A 12,456-nucleotide genomic window follows, 5' to 3' on the forward strand; every position below is an offset into this window, starting at 1 on the left:
AGTGCTCCTAAGCGGCCTGTTTCAGCGGAGATTGTTCAAAGGAAATGTCGGGGAATACGTGGTTATGCAGCTCTCGCAAAGCCAGCGCCTGAACGGCAGGGTTGCTGCTTTCGAGATTTTTCAGTTGCGTCAGGTTGAGCTGAACGGTGTAAATATCGCCCCCTTCTATCGGCGGCATGTTCTCAAGACGGCGAACGTCATTGCGAGACATCCAGCCATTCTGCAGTGCGCTGGTATAGTAAGCAGCACGACCAGCGCTATCGGCGCGCAGAAGCCCTTCAACGGAGAACTCAGCAAACAAGTCCTCATCACTGTTCAGAAGACAACGCGATATTTCCTGCTCAATATTGACCAGGAGCGGACGCAGGGTATGAGTCAGGAACAGCATGTTCATCCCTTCAAGACTCGAAGCCCAGCTGGATTGTTTTGTCGTATGGCCGACCATAAATGGCGGTACGCGAAACCAGCGACAAATTTCCTCAATACTGAATGAACGGCTTTCAAGGAGTTGCGCGGCCTCCGGGTTCATAGTGACATTCTGGTAAGTCAGTTCATTTTCCAGAACCATCAGTTTCCCGGCGTTTTTAGAACCAATAAAAGACTGAAGGTTTTGACGCAATCTTTCTCGCTGTTCCTTATTAAGCGCCGTTTTTGAAGACAGGAAACCGGTACTTTGCAGGCCATTTTCGAAGATTTTTGCCGCGGCTTCATCAACCGACATAGCAGCGCCGAAAACGTCAACCCCGGCCATTGTCGGCATCATCCCGCACACACCATCAAGACCAAATCCGCGGATATGCATCATCCGGTCTACTGGAATGATCCGCTTAACGCTATTTTCCGTGTATGTATACTGTAACTTCCTGCTATCGAGTCGCTTTACAACCATATTCTGCGGAAGTAACGGCACCAGCGAAACCAATTTGCTGCCGATATATAGCTTCTCGACAAATGCATTACCACGCAGGCAAATACTGGCCACAATCATCAACATGAAACGGGAAGGGGTCATTTCCGGGTTAGGACGCCTGCATAATATCTGGTAGGCGGGATTGTTCTGGGCCAGCTTTCGCGATCCATCAGCCTGCCGCTCGTAAATTTTAAGCGGAAGCGTGGAAACTGACTCACTTAAGAGTCTTACGCACGCCCAGACAGCAGAAAGCCGGATAACTTTGTCAGCGGTAACCACTTTTCCGCTACTGCTGGTTCCGTACCACTCCCGCCAGAATTCACCGGTCGTCAGGCTTATGGGAACACCAAGCCAGTTTAAAAGAGCGCTCTTAACGCGCCCTGGTTGCTGTTTATTCTTAGCCATCAGATACCCACTATGATCGGATCGTCAAAAAAGCCCTCTATATCGCCATCATCAGGCTCATAACCTTCTGCAGCACCAATTGCCATCGCCGACGCAACCACACCATCTATTCGACCAGTACTCTTTTTCTTGGCGAATATGCGGTTTTCTTTTTGGTCGGCTTCGGTTACGGCGGAAGCAGCGTTCCATCGGAGGCAGGGGTTTGTTTTAATAATGATTACGCCATCATCGAGCATCTGTTCAAAAAGTTCGATGGAATGAGGCATCCACAGTCCGGAATCCTGCGCCTTGTAGTATCCCTGCCCGTGAGGTATCAGCGGTACTGATACAGAAGCGCTCTCTAATTCCGGCTCAAGATATTTTATGCGGTACTGGTCGAAGGCGATCGCCTTGATATCGAACAACATGGAAAGATCAGCAATGCGCTCAGCAACAAAGCCATATTTCACCGCCTTTCCGGGAGTGGTATGAATATGGCCTCCCCGTTCCCATGCGTCGTAAGGTACGCGATCTGTTTTCGCTCTATCCAGCAAAGTATCTTTTGGTGTCCAGAACTCCACCAGCAGCTTTCTTTTTTTAGGGAAAAAGAGCGCCAGAGACGTAAGGTCGCGAGTTCCTGAAAGGTCCAGGCCGCCATAACATTCTTCTCCCTGCAGCTCCTGCAGGTCAAAGTCCTCTTCGCACCCCATCCACACATCGCTACTCATCCATGGGTTATCGGCATCCACCCACTGACAGAAGTTTAACCGCCGAACAATGCTTTCCTTCGACGGCATCCCCCGAGCCTGAGTAACCTGCTCACGCAGGTAGCGATCGGTAAAAGTATGACCAAGAGAGGGGTTTGCTTTTTTCCAGCAGGACTCGTCCTTGAATGGGTCTTCTCCTTCGTCCAGGGAGCAAATGAAAGAAAAGAAACTGTCATCCTCAATCGAGCCTTCGGCAACTTTACGCCCATACTCGTGATAGTCGTAGCAGACGCTGGTTTTGTCGTGGCCGCTGTTAGTGATCATGAAAATCAACGCCTGGCGACGACCTTTCGTCCCGGCGCGCATCATTTCCACAACCTGGTTGTTTTTGTGCTCGTGAATTTCGTCAATCAGTGCACAGTGTGGGCGTGGCCCTGACTGCCCATCATCCGAACTGATAGGCCGGAAAAATGAGCCTGTCTGAAGAAATGCAAGGTTCCACTCTTTCCCGGCACCGCCTGATTTATTTATTCGCTGTGCTAACGCAGGGGACTGATCCACCATCGCGACAGCATCACGAAAAAGGATCATGGCCTGGTCTTTTTTCGTTGCTGCTGCATATATCTCGGCACGAGGCTCCTTATCTGCTGTTAGACAGTAAAGCCCCACTCCGCCAGCCAGTGGTGATTTGCCGGAACCCTTACCAGATTCAACGTACACCATGCGAAATCTACGATAACCATCCGAGTTCTTCCAGCCGAATATCGACCCTACAATAAAGCACTGCCACGGTAGCAGGTTGAAGGGTTTACCTTCATGCTCACCACCGTTGAGCTTCAGTACCTTGGCAAAAAAGTCGATGGCTCGCTGCGCCGCTGCAACATCCCATACCAACCCGCGAGCATGGCAGGATTCCAAATCTTTGAGATGTCGCTTACAGGCATTCCTGATGTCAGGCCCGGCGATTTCTTTGCCGGAGTCTACATCCCGCGCGTATTGCGTGGCGGGATCAACCGAAGAACTGGTTGAGCGGGTCTTCTTCTTTTTCTCCACCATCCACTTTCACCTTCGTTCTGGCGGCCGGAGTCAGACCGAATTCAACCAGGTAACTTTTAAAACGTCGATCAGCATCCGCCAACATTGCTACTGCCGGGTTAGCCTTAATCAAAAAACCGCCCTCGGTCTGCACGGTGTAAGTTCGCCCCTCGTCAGCAATAGTCAGGCGAAGCTGCAGAATGTCGGCGTAAATATCGCAGAGTCGTTCGAGCGCCAGCGTATCGGCAATGGTTAAAATGCCCATGCCATCCAGCAGCACGGTCAGCTTCCCCCACGCCACCTTTCCCCAGTCAGTGAGGTGCTCTGGAGGGCTTGGTATTTCTCGCGCTGGCGATGGTTCTTTGTCGTTAAGTTTGCGTTTGCCCGGGTTGCCGGTAACCACTTTGAGGTGGGTCGGTTTCGGGCGTCGTCCTGCCATCGGAACCTCCCGGAAAAAAACTTTTCATTTCGCGGTTGTGCACAAAAAGGACTGGCGGCGGTCATTTGGGTTCGAGATTTTGAACTTTTGACCCGCCCCTCCCCTCAAATGAGAATCGATATAATTTGAATGATAATGATTTAAAATGACAATCACTTTTGAGGTATATTGATAATGGTTATCACTTAAACCAATGAGAAGCCGGGTCCAGTGGCATCCCGTTTTCATCGCAGCCGATCACGGTGCCACGCTTCTCCATTCGCTGCTTCGTTGAGTCGTGGTGCTGCTTACACAGCCCTTGCCAGTTCTTCCGGCTCCAGAAAAGCTTTTGCGCCTTCGCGATTGCCTGGCTGTCACCAGAGCGCAGAGCCTCTTTCAGTTTGTGCGGGATGATATGGTCAACCACCGTTGCCGCTGTCACCCTGCCTTGCTCCTGGCACATGACGCATAAGGGGTTTGCGCGAAGGAAGATAAGACGCTCACGGTCCCACTTGCTGCCGTAAATGCGGGGCTCTTTGTTCATGTTCTGGCCCTATTGCTTAGGTGACCATTCTATCTTCACCTGGCCTTTGGCTAAGTCCATTAAAAAAGCCGCTCGAAAGCGGCCTTCAGACAATTAATTTTCTACTCAAAATACTTATCGAGCTGTTTAGCTAATGCCCGATTGAACAATTCTTTCGATACTGTCACGAGGGTTCCGATGCTGGCATCTTTGAAACCCGTCTTAAGCGTTGACCAGACTTCTTTATTCCTTATTGCTTCAAGGAAGTCATGCCCTTCAGCCGTTAGCCGGAGCGGAATAACAGCCCAAGAATAAAATCCATCAACAGAGACTTGCAAACCAAAGCCGAATCCTCCGTCAGGTTGACTTATTAGGCCTCGGTCATCCAGTAGTCTCATATGGAATACAAATTGATCGACATTGTAATCAAAGCCTTTCTCTTTTAATTCACGAATATTGGTTACTGGTCTATCTGATTCCTCGAAAGCCACCAGCAATCCTTTTAGGTACTCATGGTCAATTTTCACGCTAACCCCCACCATTTTGGATGAGTAATTTAGCATTATCACAGACGCTCAACGAGTGCCTGCTGTAATGCGGTCAGATACCAGTTTATAACCTGACCAAATGTTACTTAGATCACAATCCATAGAACCACCCACCAATGCCAAAGGCTGCAGCGATCACCAGACAAGCAATTGCCGTTTTAGGCATTAACACACCGTAAAATGCAGGAGACAATCCCAGGAATAAAACCATTAGCACTGGCCACATACTAAGCAACAGGAAAAAGTAGCCATTTATACCACCGCTGCTAAACGTCACATTCACTCCAAACCATTACCCGGACTTTCCATAGCTTGGTTGCTTCGTTGCATGACATCATACAACTGCCCCTTATACAGGAGCTTTAACATTATCACAGGCACTCGATGAATGCCTGCTGTAATGCCTTAGCTGACCTTCTCAGCGGCAGTATCAAACAGCGCCAGCGCTTCGGCCGCTTCCTGGATTGCCTTACGGGTCTTCGAGACAATCTCACTTTCCGTGAAAACACGATCGAAAGAGTCAGCGAATAGCTCAGACTTCAGATAGCTGTCGCCTACCCAGTCAATGGCCAGCTTGGCCGCTGCGGTGTCATAATTAACTTTCTTGATTATATCCAGGCGGATTTGCTCGGATGCAGTGATCTCTGACATGTCTTACCTCTGTGCGATGTGGGGAGTATTATCGAAGCCATTCGACAAAATAGCCTCTGTGATGCTTTTGCATTTATCTTTGCCGTGTGTACAAGCTGAACGGTTTCCTTACGGATGCCTGTTACGCACAATAAAAAAGGTCGCATAAAAAATGCGACCTTTGGTTGGTACCAGTTAGAAACCTAAAATCTCTCAGGAGCCACCCGGGAGAGATTTTCTGCTTGCTAAATGACCTCTGCCGTTTCGGTGTTGGCTGGCAGTGGTAACGTGAGGATAGCTTCATTTCAGCCATCGATATCATTTAAATGGATGAATAGCTTATTAGACTAGTAATTCGCGATTCTCAAGAACATTAACCAGAACAACAGACGTCTGTGCTTATTTTTTTAGCGCAATGATCCGTTAGTCACCAGTAACTAACATATTATTCGATGGTTCCTTAGACAGTGACCCATAAATCTAATTGTTTAATGTACCATTGGATGGGCACACAAATAACCACACCATCCCCAAAGTTAACAGATTTGATAACACACCCTTGTGGCGGAAAAAATTCCGCACCAGTCTGGGGCCGGATCGAGCGCTCAATGCCGTAACGATAACCGCATGGTAGTTGTGGTAGTAAGTTTACTGTCATGAGTGGCTACTTAGTTAAGAGTGGTTTGAGATCCTATAGTGCATGACATCCGCTGAATTAGATACAAACATTTCGATGCTGAAAGCTTGAATGTCTTGTTTTCAGATTTTTTGTTCACTTAAGGCCACTTATTTCATGTGCTATGCCTGTTACTTACTCACCGCCCGATAGTACGCCTGCCAGCGATACTTATCCAAACGGAGCTGGCGCAGGCATTGAGCGGTGTCTACATCAGACTGTAAATCTTCATCGCTGTCATTCCCTGCGTCACTTGCTTTGCACGGCGGACTCATCAAATCCGGGGATGGAGTTGGCAGCATCGATGGCACGCTGACGCAACTGCACAGCAGCATCATCAAACCTACACACAGTACGATTCGGAGACTGAACATATTTCACCACGTCGCGGGTTATTGTTTTGTAGATGACCTTACCCGCTTCGTTAGCAGTCGCGGCCTTTTCCTCTACAGGCTTAATGGCATTCTCGGCCTTCTCTCTCTTCTTCGCAGCCTGAGCATTGATGTGATCAGCGTGGGAACTCCATCCCATACGCCATGAAATGGCACAGAACATTAGCAGGATTGCTATTGCGATGATAACGGCGGTTAAGCGACTCATCTTTGCTCCCATAAACACACTTCACGCTCAATTTCCCTCCGGGTAATAAGTCCTTTCCACTGCTTACCCTTGGCATAGGTCCAGCGGCGCAGCTGATCACATGCACCTTTCTGGTCGCCCTGGTTGATTTTGCGCAGCAGCGTGGAGGCCTGGAAGTTGCCAGCACCAACGTTATACGCGAATGAGTAAAGAGCCCCCCGCATTGTTTCGGGGATCGGCTTCTGGATGTATGGGTTAATCTGGCGGGCGACGGTGTTCAGGTCTTTGCTGAGCAGCGCACGGCATTCAGCCTCGGTGTACTTCTTGCCGAGCATGATGTCTTTGCCAGTATGGCCATAGCAGACAGTCCAGACGCCTACCACATCCTGATAGGGAACATATCGCACACCTTCAAGACCATCGTTACCAGTCGGGCCTGTGATGAGCGCAGAAGCAATGGCTATGGCGCCACCGCCGATGGCAGCGATAACGCTATTCCTCAGTTTTGGTGTCATAGCCATTGAGCCGATCCTCGCGTTCTTTCCGCCGGTAGTACCAGTTCACCCCACAGGTGGTAATGGTGCAGGCGATACCGACAATAATTGCCCAGTCACTCAGGGTCATCCCCGCTATTTTGTCGGCCAAAATCCATACCTCTGCCTTAACTGCCCCGGCATACGCCTTTGCTGAGACACCGCAGCCCGTCAGTGCGGTCCCGGTGCCGTATGAAAGTCTGCTGTAAATGGTGCTCATTTTTGTCATAACCTCACCTCCGTTGATGACGGATGGCGCTGTGTGAAGTGGGGAATGGCCACCAGATGAATTTACGACAAAGCACAAAGTGAGTGACGTTCTGGCGACCAAAACAGAAAGAGCCGCCTGTTGGCAGCCCTGTGATTCGGATTTACTTCTTTAAAAGCAGTGATATTATCGCGCTACCTGAGCTGAACCATCAGGTGTCCAACTTTTGCATGTCACCTTAATGCGCCCGCTGATTTAACCATCTCTAAGCGGGCTTATTTTCGCCCAAAGAAAAGGCCCACCGAGTGGGCCTTCCGGCTATCATCATTTTTATATTGGCTGTGGTGCCGGGTGCCTCCCGGTGAGTCTTTGGTTAAACACCTTAACTCGCATTAACCATGCTAATCAGAAAAGGGTGGAAGCTTATCTCCGGTAGCTGAGGTTACGCCCCTCCGCATAGGGGGATTCACCACGCGCATGCATTAGCTATGCAACATTCACTTAGTCAACATGCTGCGATACCAGTGCGCTAACTTCTTCCTTAAGATTCAATAATCAGTCGGATTATGCATAATCAATGCATGAAATATAATTTCAATAACAACAATAAAAAATCATCTAAAATTATAAATTTACCAAAACTATTGATTAGGATTTTTCTTACCCTCACCATAGAATCCTCCCCACAAAAAAACAAAAATGTCCACATACATTTCAAGGGATTACACCTGCATGGCAAATTTACTCATTTTAGCACTGGCGGTAGTTCTTTTTATAGTCGCTGTACTTTCTTTCGTTTCTTACACCAAGGACAGGAAAAAGCTTAAAAATACTTTTAAGAAGCGGTATTGATCATGCGCTGATCTTTATCTTAAAGAGGCTGAGCCCGTCAGCCTCTTTTTATTCTGATTGGCCAGCACACCGCCAGCGCCCCGACGATAACCACCAGCAGAACCAGATCCATCAGCATGCCAGCCACCCGCCAGGCTACGAACAGTAGAACGACAAACAGCGCCCAGAAACACAGCCTGCGCAGCATGATTACTTACCGTTGGTGCCGAGTACCCGGCTCAGGTTTTTCAGCAGGACAGTCGAGGCCGTTTCCAGCATGTCATCACCGGCATCGGTATTGGCGACCACCAGCGTCTTAGTGCAGGGAACCTTCACCTTCGAATCACTCAGCCAGCCGGATTCGGTAACCGCCTTTTTCATCTCGTACACCGGCTTCCCGTTCGGCAACTTATCGTCTACGTGCCAGCCGTTCATGTCAATCATCGTCAGGCCGCTACCTTCCTGATTAACCGCCTCCAGAAACTTATTCGACCTGTCAGGCGCAGAGACCCAGAGGAAGGCGTCATACTCGCCAGTGGTGACTTTCGCCAGCGAGCGCACACCGCCTTTGGCGTAGGTCTCAACTTTGGCATAATCCTTTTCCAGTCCCTGCAGATATTGCCAGGATGCATACGATCCGCTGGTTGGCTCACCAACTGCGATTTTCACACCCGCCTTTAAATCCCCTTCGTCGCTGATCTTGCCGCCCTTCTTCACCGCGACAAAAACGCATTCATCAGCCAGTTCGCCGATAATGTCCACCTTCTGCGCTTCGTTGCTGTGCCGACTGCGCCAGAACTGGAAAGCATCAGCTTGGGTGAAACCGATCTGCGCGGTACCGCTGGCCACCTTGTCGAGATTGTCCAGCGAGCCTTTGCTGGGGATCACTGTGGAGCTATAGCCATACTCACTCAGGGCGCTGGCGAGGTTCACGCCGTACACCGCATTGTAGGTAAGCCCTTGCTGGCCGGTAGTAATGACAACTCCAGCAGCCGAAGCGGCGTTACTCAGGCATAGCGAAGCGACCACGATTGCGGCCATGATTAACTTTTTCATGTGACTTTCCTTTTGAGGTGAGCCTTCGCCCGGAGTGGCCGCCCTGCAGAACAGTCACACGACCATTCCAAAGGCTCACCCCGAAAAGCTCTGCAGGTTTATGCGCCGGGCGGGGCGCAGATATAAAAAAGGCCCGCAAATGCGAGCCTATGGTTGTGTGGTGGTGAGCGCCCAACTCTCACTTAAAGCCAATCGACAAATTTTTATCGCTGCTTTATGGGCCGGGATTAACCGATATGTTCTTTCACCACAATCGTGCTTTGTTCCGCTTACTGGTACGGAGCGCTCAACATTAGTTTGCGCAGATCCAAATTGTGACCCTGCTTTAAAGTCACTTTGCGCGCAGCTGGGACATGTAAGTTACGCATTGTGATCGGGATTCGCTTCAGACGCTGGCCCCGCTGCCGTTCTGGTGCTGGTTGACGGAATCGAACCGCCGACACCCTGCTTACAAGGCAGGTGCTCTACCTGCTGAGCTAAACCAGCAATCTGGTTCAGGGCTCTTGCGCGGCGGGTTTCAACGTGTCGTGCAGCACGTCTCTACCCAAGAGCCCTGACCGGAGTGCAGAAACGACAAAGCCCAAGGGGGTTAGCCTTGGGCCTTTAATTTTTTTTTGCTGCTCAGTTCGCTTTAACGTCCCGAGCCTATCACAATTCAAGCAGTTTCTGGCTCACTTTGCAAGTAAAATCTGTCGCCATTTGTGCCGAATGCGTCACACATTGGTGCGTATAGCATCGATTCTGCCAAACTTATCCATGCATCAACTCTTCGCCTGCAGGTCATAAAGCACCAGTCGGGATGCTTTTCATAGAGCTCTTCCGCTATGCGGCGTTTGCTCTTGCGTAACCGGTAATGCTCCACCAGCAGGTGATATAGCTCTTTGTGACCACCCGTAATAAGGACTGCCCCCAGTACCTTATCAATCAGCAGTCCTTCATCGTCTGTACAGAAGGCCAGGCCGCTTTTGTTTTTCCCCGCGAGTATTTCACGAAAAAACGCCTCAAGCTCTGGCTTCGAGATGCCAGACTTCTTCATCCGGCGTAATGCTTCGTTGATGGCTGTTTTAGTGACTTTCCCGGAAGCCAGTAACTGGTTAAACATATTGCCGCCACTACCGCCGCCGATGTAAGACCAGCGGCCCCACATGCGCAGCTTTCCCTGTATCCAGATGCTTTCCAGCGTACGGAGGCGAATCATTTCACCTGACTTACCAACTTCAGAAGGGTTGATCATACATTCACCTCATTTTTGGTATTGCTCTGGCCAGCAGCAAACTGCGCCAGTGACATAAATGCGCGGCCCTTTGCTTCAAGAACCGATCTACTGATGTAACTAAACCGCTCGCCGGCCCATGACTTATCAAACACGACAATGGCGCCAGCGAAAAACGCACTGGTCGGCCTTTGTTTGTCGTCGGCTGGCTTAAACCACTCGGGCAGATCGAAACCAATTCGCCCACGAATAAAGCAGACGTGATCCGCATCTTCCGGCCACCACGTTTCGCTTGTGGCTGACTTCACCAGGAAGACATAACGACCGCCCTTCTCTCGTTGCGCAGCGGCGTAATTCATGATGTGCGTCATGCCAGTGATGGCTTGCTTTTCGTGGTACTGAGAGCGGCTGTAAGGTGGGTTTCCGTAAGCTGCACCACCGATTGAGGAAAGCATTTCCGACCAGTCCTGTGTCAGCGCGTTATCTTCTGCCGTGTACCAGACTGGACATGTTGCGTTGCTGTCGTCTGCGAACAGGTCCAGCATCAACGGGCCATACATCGCGTTAATGCCCCAGAAAAGCAGATCCGGAGTCCGCCACTGGTCGCCGACTTCTTTTAAATAATGATGGGGTGCTGAACGCAGCGCCGTAAGGGCCTCACAGTAAAAATTAGTCATTCACGCTCTCCCCTAACTCCTGGAGTACCTGACTCAGTAACTCAGCCTCAGTACCGAACTTTTCTTCCCATGACTTACGGCCAGCATGAATAGCAACGCCGTAGCCACCAGTACGGTGATGGGCATGGCATAGCGGAATGACATGGAAGTTATCAGCGCGGACAGACAAGCCAGTACTAGAGCTGCAGTGATGGATTTCAGCAGGCGATTCGCCGTAGTTGAGGTTCCGGCATACGATGCAACCCAGCGCAGCTACGCGGCTCAGATGGAGCTTTTCAGCCTTGGTTTTGGATTTGCTCATATCGCACCGCCCTGGTGCGACAGACAAGCAAAAACACCGCGCACGGAGGCACGGCGTTGAATGGAATTACTGCGTTTTTGCGTCATCACTTTTCTCCGGTGATGGCGCGATAGGTTCGGTGTTCAGCCGAAGTGATTAGTATAAATCAGCTTTTCTTCTTCCGGAAGAAGCTTTTGCATTGCTTGTGAGATTCCTCGGTATTTATGATTTCCCCATCCTCTAATGGGGTAAGAACAAAAATCCCCCCTGGCAGACTATCAACGACATAACGCCCCAGAATGCGAATTGCTTCAATAATCTCTTTCTCACTCATTAGTTAGCACCTTGTGATTATTCCATAAATATTGGTTTTTGCTTTTCCTGTACAGGGATGGCTAAAAATGAACTCGCGACGTTCTGGAATACAATGACATATTTAAATCGCCCATCAAGACCCTATTTTCACGGGAAGGGGTGAATGAAAACAAAAATATAAAAATAAATAAATTCAATATCTTAAATGAAAGAAAAAAAATATAAAAAAGTCATTCACATTTTTTCTCTGGCGCAACCCCCTATTTCACTCAGATAAAAGAATTTAGCCAATTTCAGGATTTAATTAATTACAGGAAAAATTGAGTAGCAGAAAACACTACCGCGACAAAGAATGCACATTTTGTGTTGTGCGCAACCCCCTATTTAACCTAACTAAAGGTCTTCATGTAACTTCAGAGCTTAACGATTACAATTCTGTACTATACAGCATAAAAAACTATAAGAATGGGTGATGCATATTTTGTATAGCGTGCAACCCCCTATTTACTCACATAAGGAATAGAAATGTTCAAGATTCTCTTATGATTAAACAAACCCGCCGAAGCGGGGTCTCATTGAGGGGATTTTTCGGCGACCTTGTTGTGAACTTCCCACAGGCTAATGCCACAGCTCCCGCAGAAGTTGGCAAGATAGTCGAGCCCAGACCACTCGCGAATCCCTCCGCGAGCAGCCTCCACAAACACGGCTATATCTTTACCCCGCCATAAGCCGAACAATCGCCAGCCGCCGCCATCAGGACTTTTTACGGCGGCTATGCGAGTCAGTACGCCGGTCTGATATAGCTCAGTGAAGGCCGGTTTCTGGCTTTGTTGAATAAATCAGATTTCGGGTAAGTCTCCCCCGTAGCGGGTTGTGTTTTCAGGCAATACGCACGCTTTCAGGCATACCTGCTTTCGTCATTTTGTTCAGCGC

The 12,456-nt window shown here is 49.5% G+C and carries 17 protein-coding genes, 1 tRNA gene and 1 pseudogene; 1 reads left to right on the forward strand and 18 read right to left on the reverse strand.

All coding sequences use genetic code 11. From position 1 onward, the window contains the following. Nucleotides 1-7: 7 nt before the first annotated feature. From AC6CWS_RS24620 to AC6CWS_RS24665, 10 genes are all read right to left on the reverse strand, one after another. Nucleotides 8-1,315 (reverse strand): phage portal protein, encoded by a 1,308-nt coding sequence (locus tag AC6CWS_RS24620; protein WP_064157511.1) that lies wholly within the window; start codon nt 1,313-1,315, stop codon nt 8-10. Beyond that, nucleotides 1,315-3,057 (reverse strand): terminase large subunit, encoded by a 1,743-nt coding sequence (locus AC6CWS_RS24625; RefSeq protein ID WP_004177157.1) that lies wholly within the window; start codon nt 3,055-3,057, stop codon nt 1,315-1,317. The genes AC6CWS_RS24620 and AC6CWS_RS24625 overlap by 1 nt, the downstream gene beginning before the upstream one ends. After that, on the reverse strand, nt 3,011-3,475 hold the full coding sequence (locus AC6CWS_RS24630; RefSeq protein ID WP_004177162.1) for a phage terminase small subunit P27 family: 465 nt from the start codon (nt 3,473-3,475) through the stop codon (nt 3,011-3,013). Before AC6CWS_RS24630 ends, AC6CWS_RS24625 begins: the two co-directional genes overlap by 47 nt. 181 nt (nt 3,476-3,656) lie before the next feature. Then, complete coding sequence (locus tag AC6CWS_RS24635; RefSeq protein ID WP_023317650.1) at nt 3,657-3,998, reverse strand: HNH endonuclease; 342 nt, start codon at nt 3,996-3,998, stop codon at nt 3,657-3,659. Between the two features lie 101 nt (nt 3,999-4,099). Next, the gene (locus AC6CWS_RS24640; protein WP_032428851.1) at nt 4,100-4,504 is read right to left on the reverse strand and encodes a DUF2513 domain-containing protein; all 405 of its coding nucleotides are present in this window, start codon (nt 4,502-4,504) and stop codon (nt 4,100-4,102) included. 112 nt (nt 4,505-4,616) lie between these two features. Further along, nucleotides 4,617-4,802, reverse strand: a complete 186-nt coding sequence (locus AC6CWS_RS24645; RefSeq protein ID WP_004244013.1) for a hypothetical protein — start codon at nt 4,800-4,802, stop codon at nt 4,617-4,619. Nucleotides 4,803-4,930: 128 nt separating this feature from the next. Continuing rightward, a complete protein-coding gene (locus tag AC6CWS_RS24650; protein ID WP_323109566.1) occupies nt 4,931-5,176 on the reverse strand; it encodes a DUF2560 family protein in 246 nt (81 codons plus the stop codon). Between the two features lie 904 nt (nt 5,177-6,080). After that, nucleotides 6,081-6,431 carry a hypothetical protein gene (locus AC6CWS_RS24655; protein WP_023317652.1) on the reverse strand — a complete coding sequence of 117 codons (351 nt, stop codon included), beginning with the start codon at nt 6,429-6,431 and terminating at the stop codon, nt 6,081-6,083. After that, the gene (locus AC6CWS_RS24660) at nt 6,428-6,931 is read right to left on the reverse strand and encodes a lysozyme (RefSeq protein ID WP_136070792.1); all 504 of its coding nucleotides are present in this window, start codon (nt 6,929-6,931) and stop codon (nt 6,428-6,430) included. Before AC6CWS_RS24660 ends, AC6CWS_RS24655 begins: the two co-directional genes overlap by 4 nt. Then, complete coding sequence (locus tag AC6CWS_RS24665) at nt 6,903-7,172, reverse strand: HP1 family phage holin (protein WP_012542609.1); 270 nt, start codon at nt 7,170-7,172, stop codon at nt 6,903-6,905. Before AC6CWS_RS24665 ends, AC6CWS_RS24660 begins: the two co-directional genes overlap by 29 nt. 711 nt (nt 7,173-7,883) lie before the next feature. Here AC6CWS_RS24665 and AC6CWS_RS24670 point away from each other — a divergent pair. Further along, nucleotides 7,884-8,003: a small membrane protein gene (locus AC6CWS_RS24670; protein ID WP_048334541.1), complete on the forward strand. Its 120-nt coding sequence runs from the start codon at nt 7,884-7,886 to the stop codon at nt 8,001-8,003. A gap of 37 nt (nt 8,004-8,040) precedes the next feature. Here AC6CWS_RS24670 and AC6CWS_RS24675 read toward each other — a convergent pair whose 3' ends face one another. From AC6CWS_RS24675 to AC6CWS_RS24710, 8 genes and pseudogenes are all read right to left on the reverse strand, one after another. After that, the gene (locus tag AC6CWS_RS24675) at nt 8,041-8,190 is read right to left on the reverse strand and encodes a hypothetical protein (RefSeq protein ID WP_032692691.1); all 150 of its coding nucleotides are present in this window, start codon (nt 8,188-8,190) and stop codon (nt 8,041-8,043) included. Nucleotides 8,191-8,192: 2 nt separating this feature from the next. Then, the gene (locus AC6CWS_RS24680; protein ID WP_170915793.1) at nt 8,193-9,038 is read right to left on the reverse strand and encodes a TAXI family TRAP transporter solute-binding subunit; all 846 of its coding nucleotides are present in this window, start codon (nt 9,036-9,038) and stop codon (nt 8,193-8,195) included. A 410-nt stretch (nt 9,039-9,448) separates the two neighbouring features. Next, nucleotides 9,449-9,524: transfer RNA gene (locus AC6CWS_RS24685), tRNA-Thr, on the reverse strand. Nucleotides 9,525-9,693: 169 nt separating this feature from the next. After that, nucleotides 9,694-10,272: a DUF1133 family protein gene (locus AC6CWS_RS24690; RefSeq protein WP_323109565.1), complete on the reverse strand. Its 579-nt coding sequence runs from the start codon at nt 10,270-10,272 to the stop codon at nt 9,694-9,696. Nucleotides 10,273-10,289: 17 nt separating this feature from the next. After that, nucleotides 10,290-10,928: pseudogene (locus AC6CWS_RS24695) on the reverse strand (phage N-6-adenine-methyltransferase); the annotation flags it as partial. After that, a complete protein-coding gene (locus AC6CWS_RS24700) occupies nt 10,921-11,229 on the reverse strand; it encodes a Ref family recombination enhancement nuclease (protein WP_323109564.1) in 309 nt (102 codons plus the stop codon). The gene AC6CWS_RS24700 and the pseudogene AC6CWS_RS24695, both read right to left, overlap by 8 nt. A 145-nt stretch (nt 11,230-11,374) precedes the next feature. Then, a complete protein-coding gene (locus AC6CWS_RS24705) occupies nt 11,375-11,542 on the reverse strand; it encodes a hypothetical protein (RefSeq protein ID WP_162921945.1) in 168 nt (55 codons plus the stop codon). A gap of 553 nt (nt 11,543-12,095) precedes the next feature. Next, nucleotides 12,096-12,359 (reverse strand): hypothetical protein, encoded by a 264-nt coding sequence (locus AC6CWS_RS24710; RefSeq protein ID WP_498256451.1) that lies wholly within the window; start codon nt 12,357-12,359, stop codon nt 12,096-12,098. Between the last annotated feature and the right edge of the window lie 97 nt (nt 12,360-12,456).

The sequence above is a fragment of the Klebsiella sp. M041 genome, assembly GCF_059759695.1.

Coding starts and splice junctions, on each gene's coding strand:
- AC6CWS_RS24620 (WP_064157511.1), bottom strand. CDS start 1,315: ATGGCTAAGAATAAACAGCAACCAGGGCGCGTTAAGAGCGCTCTTTTA.
- AC6CWS_RS24625 (WP_004177157.1), bottom strand. CDS start 3,057: ATGGTGGAGAAAAAGAAGAAGACCCGCTCAACCAGTTCTTCGGTTGAT.
- AC6CWS_RS24630 (WP_004177162.1), bottom strand. CDS start 3,475: ATGGCAGGACGACGCCCGAAACCGACCCACCTCAAAGTGGTTACCGGC.
- AC6CWS_RS24635 (WP_023317650.1), bottom strand. CDS start 3,998: ATGAACAAAGAGCCCCGCATTTACGGCAGCAAGTGGGACCGTGAGCGT.
- AC6CWS_RS24650 (WP_323109566.1), bottom strand. CDS start 5,176: ATGTCAGAGATCACTGCATCCGAGCAAATCCGCCTGGATATAATCAAG.
- AC6CWS_RS24655 (WP_023317652.1), bottom strand. CDS start 6,431: ATGAGTCGCTTAACCGCCGTTATCATCGCAATAGCAATCCTGCTAATG.
- AC6CWS_RS24660 (WP_136070792.1), bottom strand. CDS start 6,931: ATGGCTATGACACCAAAACTGAGGAATAGCGTTATCGCTGCCATCGGC.
- AC6CWS_RS24665 (WP_012542609.1), bottom strand. CDS start 7,172: ATGACAAAAATGAGCACCATTTACAGCAGACTTTCATACGGCACCGGG.
- AC6CWS_RS24670 (WP_048334541.1), top strand. CDS start 7,884: ATGGCAAATTTACTCATTTTAGCACTGGCGGTAGTTCTTTTTATAGTC.
- AC6CWS_RS24675 (WP_032692691.1), bottom strand. CDS start 8,190: ATGCTGCGCAGGCTGTGTTTCTGGGCGCTGTTTGTCGTTCTACTGTTC.
- AC6CWS_RS24680 (WP_170915793.1), bottom strand. CDS start 9,038: ATGAAAAAGTTAATCATGGCCGCAATCGTGGTCGCTTCGCTATGCCTG.
- AC6CWS_RS24690 (WP_323109565.1), bottom strand. CDS start 10,272: ATGATCAACCCTTCTGAAGTTGGTAAGTCAGGTGAAATGATTCGCCTC.
- AC6CWS_RS24700 (WP_323109564.1), bottom strand. CDS start 11,229: ATGAGCAAATCCAAAACCAAGGCTGAAAAGCTCCATCTGAGCCGCGTA.
- AC6CWS_RS24705 (WP_162921945.1), bottom strand. CDS start 11,542: ATGAGTGAGAAAGAGATTATTGAAGCAATTCGCATTCTGGGGCGTTAT.